The organism is Paraburkholderia sartisoli (genome assembly GCF_900107685.1).
In the GTDB taxonomy this organism is placed as follows: Bacteria; Pseudomonadota; Gammaproteobacteria; order Burkholderiales; family Burkholderiaceae; genus Paraburkholderia; species Paraburkholderia sartisoli.
In genome coordinates, this window is the sequence record NZ_FNRQ01000001.1 from 1,357,381 (window position 1) to 1,372,609 (window position 15,229).

13 protein-coding genes and 1 pseudogene are annotated in these 15,229 nt (G+C 65.2%); 9 read left to right on the forward strand and 5 right to left on the reverse strand.

Translation table 11 applies throughout. The features are described 5' to 3' along the window. Positions 1 to 78: 78 nt before the first annotated feature. Together fdx and iscX are read left to right on the forward strand one after the other, a co-directional pair. Positions 79 to 420 carry an ISC system 2Fe-2S type ferredoxin gene (gene fdx, locus BLV45_RS06150; protein WP_090530346.1) on the forward strand — a complete coding sequence of 114 codons (342 nt, stop codon included), beginning with the start codon at positions 79 to 81 and terminating at the stop codon, positions 418 to 420. 16 nt (positions 421 to 436) lie between these two features. Further along, positions 437 to 634: a Fe-S cluster assembly protein IscX gene (gene iscX, locus BLV45_RS06155; RefSeq protein ID WP_090530349.1), complete on the forward strand. Its 198-nt coding sequence runs from the start codon at positions 437 to 439 to the stop codon at positions 632 to 634. Positions 635 to 750: 116 nt separating this feature from the next. Here the strand turns inward: iscX and BLV45_RS06160 are convergent, their stop codons facing one another. The 5 genes from BLV45_RS06160 to BLV45_RS06180 all read right to left on the reverse strand — a co-directional run bounded on the left by BLV45_RS06160 (position 751) and on the right by BLV45_RS06180 (position 7,528). Then, positions 751 to 1,455: a glycine zipper 2TM domain-containing protein gene (locus tag BLV45_RS06160; RefSeq protein WP_090530352.1), complete on the reverse strand. Its 705-nt coding sequence runs from the start codon at positions 1,453 to 1,455 to the stop codon at positions 751 to 753. 277 nt (positions 1,456 to 1,732) lie between these two features. Beyond that, complete coding sequence (gene lysS, locus BLV45_RS06165; RefSeq protein ID WP_090530355.1) at positions 1,733 to 3,262, reverse strand: lysine--tRNA ligase; 1,530 nt, start codon at positions 3,260 to 3,262, stop codon at positions 1,733 to 1,735. 188 nt (positions 3,263 to 3,450) lie between these two features. Further along, a protein-coding gene (gene prfB / locus BLV45_RS06170; RefSeq protein ID WP_143130391.1) for a peptide chain release factor 2 occupies positions 3,451 to 4,555 on the reverse strand; the annotation gives its coding sequence in 2 pieces (ribosomal slippage) (positions 3,451 to 4,473 and positions 4,475 to 4,555; 1,104 coding nt in all). A gap of 152 nt (positions 4,556 to 4,707) precedes the next feature. Next, the gene (gene recJ / locus BLV45_RS06175; RefSeq protein WP_090530359.1) at positions 4,708 to 6,414 is read right to left on the reverse strand and encodes a single-stranded-DNA-specific exonuclease RecJ; all 1,707 of its coding nucleotides are present in this window, start codon (positions 6,412 to 6,414) and stop codon (positions 4,708 to 4,710) included. A gap of 28 nt (positions 6,415 to 6,442) precedes the next feature. Then, complete coding sequence (locus tag BLV45_RS06180; protein WP_090530361.1) at positions 6,443 to 7,528, reverse strand: regulator; 1,086 nt, start codon at positions 7,526 to 7,528, stop codon at positions 6,443 to 6,445. Between the two features lie 150 nt (positions 7,529 to 7,678). Between BLV45_RS06180 and BLV45_RS06185 the strand changes: the two are divergent. From BLV45_RS06185 to BLV45_RS06215, 7 genes and pseudogenes are all read left to right on the forward strand, one after another. Then, positions 7,679 to 7,860: pseudogene (locus BLV45_RS06185) on the forward strand (type II toxin-antitoxin system HicA family toxin). 55 nt (positions 7,861 to 7,915) lie between these two features. After that, a complete protein-coding gene (locus tag BLV45_RS06190; RefSeq protein ID WP_090530364.1) occupies positions 7,916 to 8,317 on the forward strand; it encodes a type II toxin-antitoxin system HicB family antitoxin in 402 nt (133 codons plus the stop codon). Between the two features lie 350 nt (positions 8,318 to 8,667). Further along, a complete protein-coding gene (locus BLV45_RS06195; protein ID WP_090530367.1) occupies positions 8,668 to 9,921 on the forward strand; it encodes a lipoprotein-releasing ABC transporter permease subunit in 1,254 nt (417 codons plus the stop codon). Beyond that, positions 9,914 to 10,663 (forward strand): lipoprotein-releasing ABC transporter ATP-binding protein LolD, encoded by a 750-nt coding sequence (gene lolD, locus BLV45_RS06200; protein ID WP_090530370.1) that lies wholly within the window; start codon positions 9,914 to 9,916, stop codon positions 10,661 to 10,663. The genes BLV45_RS06195 and lolD overlap by 8 nt, the downstream gene beginning before the upstream one ends. Before the next feature lie 74 nt (positions 10,664 to 10,737). Further along, entirely contained in the window at positions 10,738 to 11,526 is a 789-nt protein-coding gene (locus tag BLV45_RS06205) for a TatD family hydrolase (protein ID WP_090530373.1), read from the forward strand. Between the two features lie 87 nt (positions 11,527 to 11,613). Next, a complete protein-coding gene (locus BLV45_RS06210; protein WP_090530376.1) occupies positions 11,614 to 14,139 on the forward strand; it encodes a DNA internalization-related competence protein ComEC/Rec2 in 2,526 nt (841 codons plus the stop codon). Positions 14,140 to 14,260: 121 nt separating this feature from the next. Then, entirely contained in the window at positions 14,261 to 15,064 is an 804-nt protein-coding gene (locus BLV45_RS06215; RefSeq protein ID WP_090530379.1) for an alpha/beta fold hydrolase, read from the forward strand. Positions 15,065 to 15,229: the final 165 nt, after the last annotated feature.

Sequence of the window (15,229 nt, forward strand, 5' to 3'; positions counted from 1 at the left end):
CAAAAAAGCGCGCGTCACCGGTAAAATGGTGCGTAGCCTGACTGACGGCGGCGTGCCCAGAGAACGAACGGAAACTGTATGCCTCAAATCGTTGTGCTGCCTCACGTCGAACTGTGTCCTGAGGGCGCGGTGATCGAAGCTGTGCCGGGCAAGAGCATCTGTGACAATCTGCTGGATAACGGCATCGAAATCGAGCATGCGTGCGAGAAGTCGTGTGCCTGCACCACGTGTCACGTGCTCGTGCGCGAAGGCTTCAACGCGCTCGTGCCGTCGGAAGAAGACGAAGACGATCTGCTGGACAAGGCATGGGGTCTCGAGCCGGAATCACGGCTGTCGTGCCAGGCGCTGGCGCCGGCCGACCAGGACCTCGTCGTCGAAATCCCGCGGTATTCGATCAACCACGCGAAGGAAAATCACTGAGAGGAGGCGAGCAGCCATGAAATGGACCGACACGCAGGAAATCGCGATGGCCCTGACGGACAAGCATCAGGCCGTCGATCCACAAACGGTGCGTTTCACCGATCTGCACCGCTGGGTGATGGAGCTGGACGGATTCGATGACGATCCCAACCGCTCGAACGAAAAAATCCTCGAAGCGATCCAGGCGGCGTGGATCGAAGATGCGGATTATTGAACGCATCTAGCCGGGCTGTTTCTGCGCAAAAAAAGGCGATTCCACGGGGTGGATCGCCTTTTTTGCTTCTGGTGCCGCCGGATGCCGGCCGCCGGCCGCGTCAGAAAAGAGCGGGTTTAACCCGCGACGAGCGTGCCGTTTTCGATCCGCACGGGCTGGCCTTGCTGGAAGGGCGGTGCATCGTGATAGGTGAAGTAGCGGGTCTTGCCGGTTTCCATCCGCACGCGCACCGAGTAGCTGGTGGTGCTGCGGATATGTTTTTCGACCGAATTGCCGGCCACACCGCCGCCGAGCGCACCCAGCAGCGTCATCGCCGTGCGGCCGTTGCCGCTGCCGAACTGGTTGCCCACGACGCCACCGGCCACCGCGCCACCGACTGCGCCGATACCCGTGCCGTGTCCTTCGGTCTTGACCGCCGAAATCGCTTCGACCGTGCCGCAGCTTTGGCAGTACGCCGGTTGCGCAGGCGCCTGCTGGGCGGGTTGCTGCGCGTACTGGGGCTGCTGCACCGGAGCGGGAGCCCGGGGCGCCTGCGGGGCAGTTTGCGGCTGTGCCTGAGCCTGTTGTTGCTGGGCGGGCTGTTGTTGCTGCGCGTAGTTGGCCGGATTGGCGGGTTGCGCGGAATCGACCACGGGCGGCTGGTTGCCCACCTGCGCGGCCTGCGTCTGATCGCTCTCGACGGTGTTGCCACCGGCTTTCGGGAACACGCCCGTCACAGCGGCGGTAGCGGCGAGGGCGGCGACGATGACAGCGCCTGCCGCGGTCGCGACCAGCGGGTGAAGGCGGTTTTTTTGCGTGGGTTGCGTGTTGGGATTGTCCATGTATGACCTCCGTCTGGGCAGAGTCGACAGTTTTGTTGAACCTGAGTGTCCGACAATTCAAACGCGCGGGTGTTTCAACTTGTAACCATCTGCGCGAAGCCCAGCGCGAGCCGCGGCGCGTACCCGTATTGGAAGGGAAGTGGTGTCGGGCGTCTGCAAGGAAGCGACCGGGATGGACCGCGGATGGCGCCGCGCACGGCACGCAGCTTTTACCGATAGTTACAAACCATCGGATGCGCCCGGCGTTGCACCGGGCGCGGCGATTCTAAAAAAACGGTCAGTCTTCGCGACGCAGATGCGGGAAGAGAATGACGTCGCGGATGCTCGGACTGTCGGTGAGCAGCATCACGAGGCGGTCGATGCCGATGCCGCAGCCGCCCGTCGGGGGCATGCCGTATTCCAGCGCGCGGATGTAGTCCGCGTCGTAGAACATGGCTTCTTCGTCGCCGGCGTCTTTCTGTTCGACCTGCTTCTTGAAGCGCGCGGCCTGATCTTCAGGATCGTTCAGCTCCGAGAAGCCGTTGGCGATTTCGCGGCCCGTGATGAACAGTTCGAAGCGCTCGGTAATGCCTTCGACCTTGTCCGACGCGCGCGCAAGCGGCGACACTTCGATCGGGTAGTCGATGATGAACGTCGGCTCCCACAGCTGCGACTCGGCCGTTTCCTCGAAGAGCGCGAGTTGCAGCGCGCCGACGCCCGCATTCAGGAACTGCGGCTGCGAAGCATCGACGCCGAATTTCTTCAGCTCCGTGCGCAGGAACGCGCTGTCCGCGAGTTGCTCACCGGTGTATTGCGGCGCGAACTTCTGGATGGCCTGCGTGATCGTCAGGCGATGGAACGGCTTCGCGAGATCGAGTTCGCGGCCCTGATACGTGATCGTTGCCGTGCCGAGCGAATCGATGGCGGTCTGACGGATCAGCTGTTCGGTGAAGTCCATCAGCCACGTGTAATCGGTGTACGCGGCGTAGAACTCCATCATCGTGAATTCCGGGTTGTGACGCGGCGAAACGCCTTCGTTCCGGAAATTGCGGTTGATCTCGAACACGCGCTCGAAGCCGCCGACGATCAGCCGCTTCAGATACAGCTCAGGCGCGATGCGCATGAACATCTGCATATCCAGCGCGTTGTGATGCGTGACGAACGGCTTGGCCGCCGCGCCACCCGGAATCGGATGCAGCATCGGCGTTTCGACTTCCATGAAGTTCGCGTCCGACATGAAACGGCGGATCGACGACACCGCTTTCGTGCGCGCGACGAACGTCTGGCGCGCTTCCGGCGTGACGATCAGGTCGACGTAGCGCTGGCGGTAACGCATTTCCTGGTCGGCGAGACCGTGGAACTTGTCCGGCAGCGGGCGCAGCGCCTTCGACAGCAGACGCAGTTCCGTGCAGCGCACCGACAGCTCGCCCTTGTTCGTGCGGAACAGCACGCCGCGTGCGGCGACGATGTCGCCGAGGTCCCACTTCTTGAACGCGTCGTAGGTTTGCTCGCCGACGTCGGCGGGCGTGATGAAGAACTGGATCTGTCCCGAGCCGTCCTGCACCGTCGCGAAGCTCGCCTTGCCCATCACGCGTTTGAGCATCATGCGGCCGGCGAGGGCGACCTGAAGCGGATTGGCTTCGAGCGTTTCCTTGTCGGTGCCGGTGTATTGCGATTGCAGGGCGGCGGCGTGATGCGTCGGACGGAAGTCGTTCGGATAGGCGACACCCTGTTCGCGCAGCGCGCGCAGCTTTTCGCGGCGCTCGGCGATGATCTGGTTGTCGTCGATCTCAGGAACGGCGGTCGTCGTCTGGGTCGGTTCGGTCATGATGGTTCGTATTCGGGGTGGTCGGATGAGGCTGACGGTGTGACTGCAAGGACGTCGGAAGCGCGGGCAGCAGGCACGGAAAACAGGTACGGCGATAAACCTGGCGACGGATCCGGTGGCAAAACCCGTCACCACCGGAAACGGCCGGAAACGACGCGGCGCGGCAGGTGTCGCCGCGCCGCGGGTGCTTACACGCCCTGTTTCAGGCTCGCGCTGATGAACGGGTCGAGGTCGCCGTCGAGCACGCTCTTGGTATTGCTGATTTCGACGTTGGTGCGCAGGTCCTTGATACGGCTGTTGTCGAGCACGTACGAACGGATCTGGTGCCCCCAGCCCACATCGGTCTTGCCCGCTTCGAGCTTGTCCTGCTCGGCCTGGCGCTTGCGGATTTCCGCTTCGTACAGACGCGATTTCAGCATCGCCATTGCTTCGGCGCGGTTGCGGTGCTGCGAGCGGTCGTTCTGGCACTGCACGACGATACCCGACGGCATGTGCGTGATCCGCACCGCGGAGTCGGTCTTGTTGATGTGCTGGCCGCCCGCGCCGGACGCGCGGTACGTGTCGATGCGCAGATCGGCCGGATTGATGTCCACTTCGATCGAATCGTCGACTTCCGGATACACGAACACCGACGTGAACGACGTGTGACGTCCGCCCGACGAATCGAACGGCGACTTGCGCACGAGGCGGTGTACGCCGGTTTCGGTGCGCAGGAAGCCGTACGCGTATTCGCCCTCGATCTTGATCGTCGCGTTCTTGATGCCGGCGACGTCGCCTTCGGATTCTTCGAGCACTTCGGTCTTGAAGCCCTTGCGCTCGCAGTAGCGCAGGTACTGGCGCAGCAGCATCGCGGCCCAGTCGCACGCTTCCGTGCCGCCGGCGCCTGCCTGGATGTCGAGGAACGCGTTGTTCGGATCGGCCGGGTTCGAGAACATCCGGCGAAATTCCATGTCGGCCACGCGCTGTTCGATCGCGCTCGCGTCGGTTTCGCAGGAGACGAGCGTTTCTTCGTCGTCTTCCTCGCGCGCCATGTCGAAGAGATCCTGCGTATCGCGCAGGTCGGCGTCGAGCGTCGTCAGTTTGCCGACGACGTCATCGAGCAGTTTCTTTTCCCGGCCGAGCGCCTGGGCGTGCTTCGAGTCGTTCCAGACGTCGGGATCTTCGAGTTCCCGGTTGACTTCGATCAGGCGACGTGACTTGTCGTCGTAGTCAAAGATACCCCCGTAGCTCGCCCGCGCGATGGCGCAGGTCTGCCAGAGAGGCTTCGATCGCGTTGAGACGTTCCGCTTCCATGTCGATCTTGTGTGGCTTCGTAAAAAGGGGAAATTATAGCCGATTGGCGCCCCCCGCCGGACGCCGATACGCGATCCGGCACGGGTTTTCGGGCGCTTTTCACGCAGCCTGGGCCGCTTTTGCGGCTTGCGGCAGCAAAACGTCGCGCGTCGCTACCGCGCGTCGCCGGCCGCGTGTTCGACAATCAGCTGGACGCGCGACACGCCGTTCCACGTGTCGCTCGCGAGGCGATAGGCGAGCGTCGTGCGGGCAGGCAGCGTGTCGGTATGGTTGAACCAGATCGCGTTGAAGCGCTGCCGGCCGCGCAGAAGCTGCAGCTTCAGATGCTTGTCCTTCACGAGCGCCTGCGAAGCCACGTCGAATTCGCCCGAGAAAACGGGCGCCGGAAAGCCTTGCCCCCAGACCGCGGCGTCGATCATCTCGACGAATTGCGGCGTGAAGTACGCGTCTTCCAGGTCGCCGTCGGTTTCGACCACGCGGGCGAGCGCGTTCTCGCTCAGCCACTCCCGGCCGACGGCTTCGAACGCCGCGGTGAAGCGCGGCAGGTCGGCGGTGGCGAGCGTGAGGCCCGCGGCCATCGCGTGACCGCCGAACTTGCTGATGAGCCCGGGCTCGCGCTTCGAGACCAGATCGAGGGCGTCGCGCAGATGAAAGCCCGGAATCGAGCGCCCCGAGCCCTTGACGAGCGTGCCGCTGCCGTCGGCGAGCGCGAACGTACACGACGGCCGGTGGAATTTTTCCTTCAGCCGGCCCGCGACGATGCCGATCACGCCCTGATGCCACGTCTCGTTGAAGAGCGTGATCGTGGTCGAACCGGCCGGATCGATCGCGGACAGGTCGGCGAGCGCCTGCTGCTGCATGCCCGCTTCGATTTCGCGTCGTTCGCGGTTCATCGTGTCGAGCTGCTGCGCGAGTTCCCACGCGCGGCCGACGTCGTCGGTGGTCAGGCACTCGATGCCGAGCGACATGTCCGAAAGCCGGCCCGCCGCGTTCAGGCGCGGGCCGAGCGCGAAGCCGAGATCGAAGCCCGACGCGGCACGCGCGTCGCGCGCGGCGGCGCGAAAGAGCGCCGCGATCCCCGGCTGCATCCGGCCCTTGCGGATGCGCTGCAAACCCTGCGCGACGAGCACGCGATTGTTGCCGTCGAGCTTCACGACATCGGCGACCGTGCCGAGCGCGACGAGATCGAGCAGGCCATCGAGACGCGGCTCCGCACGCGCGTCGCCGAACGCGCCGCGGCGCCGCAGTTCCGCGCGCAGCGCGAGCAGCACGTAAAACATCACGCCGACGCCCGCGATGCACTTGCTCGGGAACGTGCAGCCCGGCTGGTTCGGATTGACGATGGCGCGCGCGGCGGGCAGCGCGTCGCCGGGCAGATGGTGGTCGGTGACGAGCACCTCGATGCCGAGCGCATTCGCGGCTTCCACGCCGTCGACGCTCGCGATGCCGTTGTCGACCGTGATCAGCAGATCGGGCTTGCGCGTCGCGGCGAGCGCGACGATTTCGGGCGTCAGGCCGTAGCCATATTCGAAGCGGTTCGGCACCAGATAGTCGATCTGCGCGCCGAACATCCGCAGGCCGCGCACGGCGACGGCGCAGGCTGTCGCGCCATCGCAGTCGTAGTCGGCGACGACGAGCATGCGGCGCTTGCCTTCGATCGAATCCGCGAGCAGGGCGGCCGCGTCTTCGCAGCCTTTCAGCGCGGCGGGGGGCACGAGTCGCGCGAGGCCGGTTTCGATCTCGTCGGGCATGCACACGCCGCGCGCCGCATAGAGGCGCGCGAGAACGGGATGCAGGCCGTGGCGGATCAGCGCTTCGGCATCGGCGGGGGAACAGGCGCGCGTAACGATTCGGGTCATGCGGTCAGGCCGGAAGAAGGACGGTGGATCATTCGATGAAGAGCGAGGCGAACACGCGCCGTCGCCAGAATTTGCGCAGGTCGCCGCGGGTCACCGTGAGCGTCACCGAGCCGGTGTCGCCGCACAGCGTCAAACCGAGTTCGCCGAGTGCGCCCGATTGCAGCGCGCCGAGCGCGGGTGCGAGCCAGTCGGCTTCGAGCGCGGCGAACGCCTGGTTCCAGCGTGCCCAGTCCTGCTCGACGTACGGCGCGGAGAACGGATCGATTTCCACCAGCGTGTCGCCTTCGCCTTCGGGCGAGGTCGCGGCAAGCGCCGCGTACGACGCTGGCGGTGCCCCGGTTTTCACGCCCGCGGACAGCGCGAGACCACGCGTCGCGGCGGCGTTCGACATGACACGCGTGAACGGGCTCGTCACCGGCTGCGCCACGCCCTGCGCGTGGAACCAGATCGAGTTCACCGTCGGCAGGCCGCGCGCCTCGCGCGCCTCGTTGACCGGATGCTCGAACCACGCCATCTGCACTTCGTTCTGGAGCTTCATCCACGCCCGCGAACGCTCGCCCGTATGCGCCTCGTGCGGCAGCCAGATTTCGATGTTGCGGCCGCTCGCGCGCAGCGGCGAAGCGCCCGCGAGCGAGCCGAAGCCGTCGCTCGACAGATACCAGCGCGACGGCTTCGGCGCCTCGATGCGCACGCCCAGTTCCTCGATCAGCGGCCGCGCGACGGCGAGCAGCGTGGCGGCCTCGTCGTCCTGGAGGTCGAGCGCATGGGGATCGATCAGCACGAGGTGGTCGTGCGCGATCCGCACGTGGACGGGCTGGACGCAGGCCCACGTCGCCTCGCCGGGCTCGCCGCCGTCGGCGCGCAGCATGTAAGGCGCGAGCGGCGCCTCTTCGGCGGCCGGCTGCGTGGGCGACACGGCGCCGAACTGCCGCGCGACCCAGCGTTCGTGCGGCAGGGTGCGTTGGAAATCCTCGCCGATCACACGCTCGACGAGCGTCGCGCGGGCGACGAGCCTCTCCAGCGCGGGAATGGCCAGGTTGTACAGCGCGGTGGAGGCGTCGGCGGCCGAGGGCAGCGCGAAGGGCAGGAGGAGCTGGAGACGGGTGACGTGCATGATGCCGGGCATTGTATGGCGAAAATCCCATGCTCTGTAGCGGGGGCTGTGCAAACATACAGTAGCGTGCAGAAATACACACAAATACACAAATTTATTGATGTATTCTGATATGGTGTGTATATTTACACACAGGCATGCGGGGGCCGGATGAATTCATCGAAGCTGATCCGGATGCTCGAAAAAGATGGATGGTATGAAGTACGCGTCACGGGTAGCCATCATCACTTTAAACATGCCGAAAAGAAGGGCCTTGTGACGGTCCCGCACCCGAAGAAGGATCTTCCCCGGCTGGCACCGCGAAGAGCATCCTGAAGGCCGCCGGTCTGTGATGACCCGCGATTTGTCACCGGCCTGGATGCATTTGCAATTTGTGGAGGATCAGAAATGGATTTTCCCATCGCTGTCCATAAGGATGATGGGAGCGTCTACGGCGTGACCATTCCGGATATTCCGGGCGTCCACTCCTGGGGCGATACCATCGATGACGCAATCAGAAACGCGAAAGAGGCGATCGTCGGCCATGTTTCGACCCTGGTTGAACTAGGTGAGGATGTCGGTTTCACGTGTTCTACCGTGGAATATCTGGCTGGAAAGCCTGAGTATGCTGGCGCAATCTGGGCGCTGGTCGATGTTGACCTGTCCCGGCTTGATTCAAAGCCCGAACGAATCAACGTTAGTCTTCCGCGCTTTGTTTTGCACAAGATCGATGCTTACGTCGAGGCGCGGCACGAAACCCGGAGTGGTTTTCTGGCGCGTGCTGCCCTGGAGATGCTGGCACATGGCTGATCGGCCCTGAGGGAACTGCAATATCTGGAAATATCGAAGGCCTGCCTGTCCGGCAGGCCTTCTTTTATTGTGGATGTTCAGTGACGTTACAAACTTCTTTCTCCCGGTCCGTTCGGGACTCGCCCTCGCGGAGTTGCTGCGGAATGTATGGCAAACTTCGCGGTTAACTGGTCGATGACTGACCGGGCCGGCCGGCACGGCAAAAAGCAGCCGGCGGACCCCCTGGCGGAACCAAACGGCGGTGGCCGGGACCCAACGTTCACGGCATCGGGCCGCACCGAAGTGACTGAAGCGTCTGCATTGCCAGCACACGCTGAAAAGAAGTCGAAGCAACACAGAAAAGGATTCGCTTGAAATTTCCCTACGAGTGGCAGATTGGCTGGCGCTACACGCGCGCCGGCAAACGCACGACCGGCAACGGCTTCATCTCGTTCATCGCGCTCGTATCGATGTCGGGCATCGCGCTTGGCGTCGCGGCGCTGATCGTCGTGCTGTCGGTGATGAACGGCTTCCAGAAGGAAGTGCGCGACCGCATGCTGTCGGTGCTCGCGCACGTCGAAATCTTTTCGCCGACCGGCTCGATGCCCGACTGGCAGCTGACCGCCAAGGAAGCGCGGCGCAACAAGGAAGTAATCGGCGCCGCGCCCTACGTCGAGGCGCAGGCGCTGCTGACGCGCCAGGACGCCGTGAGCGGCGTCGCGCTGCGCGGCGTGGAGCCGACGCTCGAACCGGAAGTGTCGGACATCGGCAAGGACATGCGCTCCGGCAAGCTGACGGATCTGGTGCCGGGCGACTTCGGCATCGTGCTGGGCGCTGATCTCGCGACCAACCTCGGCGTGCGGACCGGTGACAAGATCACGCTCGTCGCGCCCGAGGGCACCATCACGCCGGCCGGCATGCTGCCGCGGCTGAAGCAGTTCACGGTGGTCGGCGTGTTCGAGTCGGGGCACTACGAATACGACAGCACGCTCGCGCTCATCAACATCCGCGATGCGCAGGTGCTGTTCCGGCTGCCCGCGCCGACGGGCGTGCGCCTGCGTCTGAAAGACATGCAGCGCGCGCCGCAGGTGGCGCATGAACTCGCGCGCACGCTCTCCGGCGACCTGTATATCCGCGACTGGACGCAGCAGAACAAGACCTGGTTCTCCGCCGTGCAGATCGAAAAACGCATGATGTTCATCATCCTCACGTTGATCATCGCGGTGGCGGCGTTCAATCTGGTGTCGTCGCTCGTGATGACGGTGACCAACAAGCAGGCCGACATCGCGATCCTGCGCACGCTCGGCGCGCAGCCCGGCTCGATCATGAAGATCTTCGTCGTGCAGGGCGTGACGATCGGCTTCATCGGCACGGCGACGGGCGTCGCGCTCGGCTGCCTGATCGCGTGGAGCATTCCGTGGCTCGTGCCGATGATCGAGCATGCGTTCGGCGTGCAGTTCCTGCCGCCGTCGGTGTATTTCATCAGCGAACTGCCGTCCGAACTGGTGCCAGGCGACGTGGTCCGCATCGGCCTGATCGCGTTCGGGCTGTCGGCGCTGGCGACGCTCTATCCGAGCTGGCGCGGCGCGAAGGTCCGTCCGGCGGAGGCGCTGCGTTATGAATGATCGTCCCGTCTCCCAGGTGATGTCCGATATGTCCGGCGAAAGCGCGCCGTATCCCTACGTGCTGGAAGCGTCCGGCATCTCGAAGGCCTTCGTGCAGGGTGGCCTCAACGTTCAGGTGCTGAACAACACGCAGCTTTCGGTGCGTCGCGGCGAGAAGCTCGCGATCGTCGGCGCGTCCGGTTCAGGCAAGAGCACGCTGCTGCACGTGCTCGGCGGCCTCGACGATCCGACGGCCGGTCAAGTTTCCGTGATGGGCAAGCCGTTCACGAAGCTCTCCGAGCGCGAACGCAACGACGTGCGCAATCGCGCGCTCGGTTTCGTCTATCAGTTTCACCATCTGCTGCCGGAGTTTTCCGCGCTCGATAACGTCGCGATGCCGCTGCGCATCCGTCGCATGACGACCGAAGCCGCGCGGCACGAGGCGCTTGCCGTGCTGGAGCGCGTCGGCATGGCGCATCGGGCGAAGCATCGTCCGGGCGAGCTGTCGGGTGGCGAGCGTCAGCGCGTCGCGATCGCGCGCGCGCTTGTCACGAAACCGGCGTGCGTGCTCGCCGACGAGCCCACCGGCAACCTCGACGGCGGCACCGCGGACACCGTGTTCAACCTGATGCTCGAACTCTCGCAGACAATGGAAACGAGCTTCGTGATCGTCACGCACGATCCCGATCTCGCGGCCCGCTGCGACCGGACGATGCGTCTGCGCGACGGCGTGCTGTACGAGGAGCCGTCGGTTCCCGTCTGACGCCACAGCACCGCGGCAATTTCCGCTGAAACACTGAACCGCTGGATCACTGAGCCACACACCGGGGCACGCGCATGTGGATCGACACGCACTGCCATCTCGACGCGTCGGAATTCGACGCGGACCGCGACGCGGTCGCTTCGGCGGCGCGTCGGGCGGGCGTGTCGCGCATCGTGATTCCGGGCGTCGCGCGCGAGAATTTCGCAAGGGTGCGTGAACTCGCACATCGTGTCGAAGGCGGCGCCTATGCGCTCGGCATTCATCCGCTCTTCACGCCGGGCGCGCGGGAATCCGATCTCGACGTGCTGCGGATGGAAATCGAAGCAAGTCTCGACGATCCGCTGTTCGTTGGCCTCGGTGAAATCGGTCTCGACTTTTTCGTGCCGGGCCTCGACGAGGAACGCCAGCAGTTCTTCTACACCGGTCAGCTAAAGCTCGCGCATGAATTCGATCTGCCGGTGATCTGCCATGTGCGCAAGTCGCAGGACCAGGTGCTGAAGGGTCTGCGGCGGCATGCGGTGCATCGCGGCATCGCGCACGCGTTCAATGGCAGCTTCCAGCAGGCGCAGGCATTCATCGATCACGGCATGCATCTTGGTTTTGGCGGCAACGTGACGTTCGAGCGCGCGTTGCAGATCCGTCGGCTCGCGCAGCAATTGCCGCTCGATGCGATCGTCGTCGAGACCGATGCGCCCGATATTTCTCCCTCCTGGCTGTACAAGGAACGCAACACGCCGGACCAGATTCCGCGCATCGGACGAAGCCTCGCCGAACAGCGCGGCATCAGCGAAACCGAGCTTGCCCTTGGCACAACGGCTAACGCTCATGTCGCGCTGCCGCGGCTCGCGCTTTCCTCTGCATAATTAACCCCGATGGTTCCCGCCGGGCGGATCATGCGCCCGGCGGGAGTGCGTCTGCCGCATGCGTCCGGCGTCAGTCGGGGAGGGCGCATGCGGGCAGTGTGGTGTGGATTCGCGTCAGGCGTGGTGTGGCTGCAGCAACAGGCCGTGTTGCCGGACTGGCGCGCGTGGTTGCTGCTTCTGCTGCTGGCGGGCAGTGCGGCTACGTGTATCGCCGGCATGCGTTTGCGTGGCGGGACGCTCCGTTTTCGACCGGCGATTGTGTGGTGCGCGGTATGGCTGCTGGCTGCGTGCGCCGGGTTCGGCTATGCAGCGTGGCGTGCCGAGATGCGGCTTGCCCGTTCGCTTCCCGTCGAGTGGGAAGGCCGCAATATCGTCGTGCAGGGCTACATCAAGGGGCTGCCCGTCGCGGATGCGCATGGCGCACGCTTTCTCCTCGCCGTCGAATCGAACGACGCGAATATCACGCGCTTCCCACGCACGATAGAACTGTCATGGATCGCGGAAGGCACACAGCCGCCCGCGCTCGAAGCAGGCGCGCGCTGGCGGCTGACGGTGCGTCTGAAGCGCGCGCACGGCAACGCGAACTTCGGCGTTCGGGATGCCGAGGCATCGCGGCTGGCGCGGGACATCCGCGCGACGGGTTATGTCACCGCATCAATGACCGCTGGGCGACTGACCGGTTCGGCCGGCGGCGTAGGCGTGGCGATCGACCGCTGGCGCGCCGCGGTGCGCGCGCGGATCGACGCGGCGCTGGCGGACGCGCCACACCGTGGCATTGTTATCGCGCTCGCGATTGGTGCGCAGGACGCCGTCAGTGCCGCCGACTGGCTTCTGATGCGCAACACCGGCACGAGCCACCTGGTGGCGATATCGGGATTGCATATCGGCTTCGTTGCAGGGCTGGCGGCATGGTTCGCGGGAGGCTTGTGGCGGCGCTCGTGCTTCATCGGACGCGACTGGCCGTTGTGGATACCGGCGCAGAAAATCTCGCTTGTCGCGGGCGCGCTGTTCGCGGCGGGTCACGCGGCGCTGGCGGGATTCAACGTGCCGGCGCAACGTGCGCTCTGGATGCTGGCCGTGGTTGCGCTGGCAACGATCAGCGGGCGCAGCCTCGCGCCTTCGCTCGTGCTGGCCTGGGCGCTTGGACTCGTGCTGCTACTCGATCCGTGGGCGATTGTGTCCGCTGGTTTCTGGCTCTCGTTCTGCGCGGTCGCGGCGATCCTGTTCGCGATGTCCGGACGGCTTCGCATGCACGACCACGAACGGCGCGATCCCGAACCGGATGCGACGCGTTTCGTGCGGTTGCGTAACGCCTGTCTGCGACGGTTGTCGAACCTGAAGGAGCGACTTGTCGGCAGCGCTCATGTGCAGTTCGCCGTCACGATCGCGCTCGCGCCGCTCACGGTTTACTGGTTCGCGCAGATTCCGCTGGTTGGGCCCGTGGCCAATGCATTCGCCATTCCATGGGTCAGCGTGTTCGTGACGCCGGCCGTGCTCGCGGGCGTCGCGTTGCCCGGGCCGCTCGATGTGTGGGCGTTTCGCGGCGCGCATGCGTTGCTCGATGTGCTCATCGGTGGAATGCAGACGATGGCCGGTTTGCCGTGGGCGCTCCTGAGGCTCCCGCAGCCGGGCGCGTGGCCGCTGGCCGCGGCGGCTGTCGGCGTCGCATGGTGTCTCGCGCCACGCGGCTGGCCGTTGCGCTGGGCCGCGCCGTTGACGTGGCTTCCGTTGCTGTTGCCGCCGCCATCGGGTCCGCCGTCCGGCGCGTTCCGGCTCACCGCGCTCGATATCGGGCAGGGTTCGTCGATCCTGATCGAAACCGCGCATCACACGTTGCTCTTCGACGCCGGACCCGGGCCGGAATCGACGCACGCAGGCGAGCGGGTGGTCGTGCCATATCTGTATGCGAACGGTGTGAACGCGCTCGATACGCTGATGATCAGTCACGCGGATTCGGACCACTCGGGCGGAGCGCCTGCGGTGCTGGCCGGCATCGAGGTGCGTCAGCTGCTGGCCGCGCTGGCGCCGTCCAATCCGCTCTGGGCCGCCGCCCGCGAGGTCCGCGCCGACGCCGTGCCCTGCGCGGCGGGCCAGCACTGGCGCTGGGACGGCGTCGACTTCGCCGTCCTCTGGCCGGATGCGGGCCCGTTGCAGGGCAAGCCGAACGCGCATTGCTGCGTGCTGCGCGTGAGCGCGACGGGCGCTGGCGCGGATTCCGGAGAGACCGGTTTCTCGGGACAGGCGCGTGAGCCGCATCCGTCGTTTACTGCGTTGCTGGCTGCCGATATCGAGGCGTCCGTCGAGCGCGTGCTGCTTCAACGCGATCCCGAAGCGCTACGCGCCGAGGTACTGGTCGTGCCGCATCATGGCAGCAAGACATCGTCGACCGAGCCGTTCCTCGACTCGGTCGATCCGCTTGTGGCGGTATTTCAGGTAGGCTATCGCAACCGTTTTCACCATCCGCATCCGGGCGTCTTTTCGCGGTATCTGGCGCGCCACATCGAACTGACGCGCAGCGATACCGACGGCGCGGTGCGTATCGCAACCACGGGGCCGGCGCTGTCGCTCGAACGGTATCGCGAGACGCACCGGCGCTACTGGATGGATCGATGACCGGCGGCTCTTTCCCCGGAACGTCGCAAACGCGTCGCACGGGCAGCACAATCAACACGGACAGTGGCCGCGGCAAACCGCGGCGCTTCCCGGCAAAAGCAAAAACAGGAGATGACGCCGCTTGAAAGACATCATCCACTTCTCGCACGCAAACGGGTTTCCGGCATCGACGTACCGCACGATCTTCGCCGAACTCGCGGACGACTACGAACTGCGCTTTATCGAGCGCATCGGCCACGACGCGCGCTTTCCGGTGACGCAGGACTGGCCGCATCTCGTCGAGGAACTGCTCGCCGATATCGGCCGGCGCGATGAGCGGCCGGTGTGGCTCGTCGGCCATTCGCTCGGCGGCTATCTGTCGATGATGGCCGCGCTGAAAAAGCCGCAATGGGTGAAGGGCGTCGTGATGCTCGATTCGCCGGTGATCGCCGGGTGGCGCAGCAGCATGCTACGCGTGTCGCAATGGACGGGGCTCGACGAGAAACTCTCCCCCGCCGCCGCGACGCGCGCGCGCCGCACGCACTGGGCAAGCCGCGACGAGGCGTGGCGGCACTTTCATTCGAAGCCCGCGTTCGCGCGCTGGGACGAGCGCATGCTCTCCGATTACGTCGACTTCGGCATTCCGCAAACCGCCGTCGATGGCGGCCGCACGCTCGCGTTCGATCGTCGCACCGAATATCTGATCTACCGGACCCTGCCGCATACGCTCGGCGCGCGGCTCGCGCACGGCGCGCCGGTGCCGGCCGGTTTCATCGCGGGTACGCATTCGCGGGAGATTCGCCAGGTCGGTCTCGATGCAACCCGCCGGGCGACTGGCGAGCATCTCGAATGGATCGAGGGCAGCCATCTCTACCCGATGGAAAGGCCGCTCGAAACCGCCCGCGCGCTGCAGCGGATGCTGCACGAACTGGCGCGCGGCGCATGAGCGTCGCATCACGCTGACGGCAACGTTCGGGCGCCCCGTATCCCAACCTGTGCGAGCGGGGTGGGCGGCGACGGGGCGCAACGGAAAACGATGCGGGATTGATGCCGCGTCGGCGCATATTGCTGGGTTGGGGCCCTGCTTTACGGTATAATCCGTTTTTCCCGC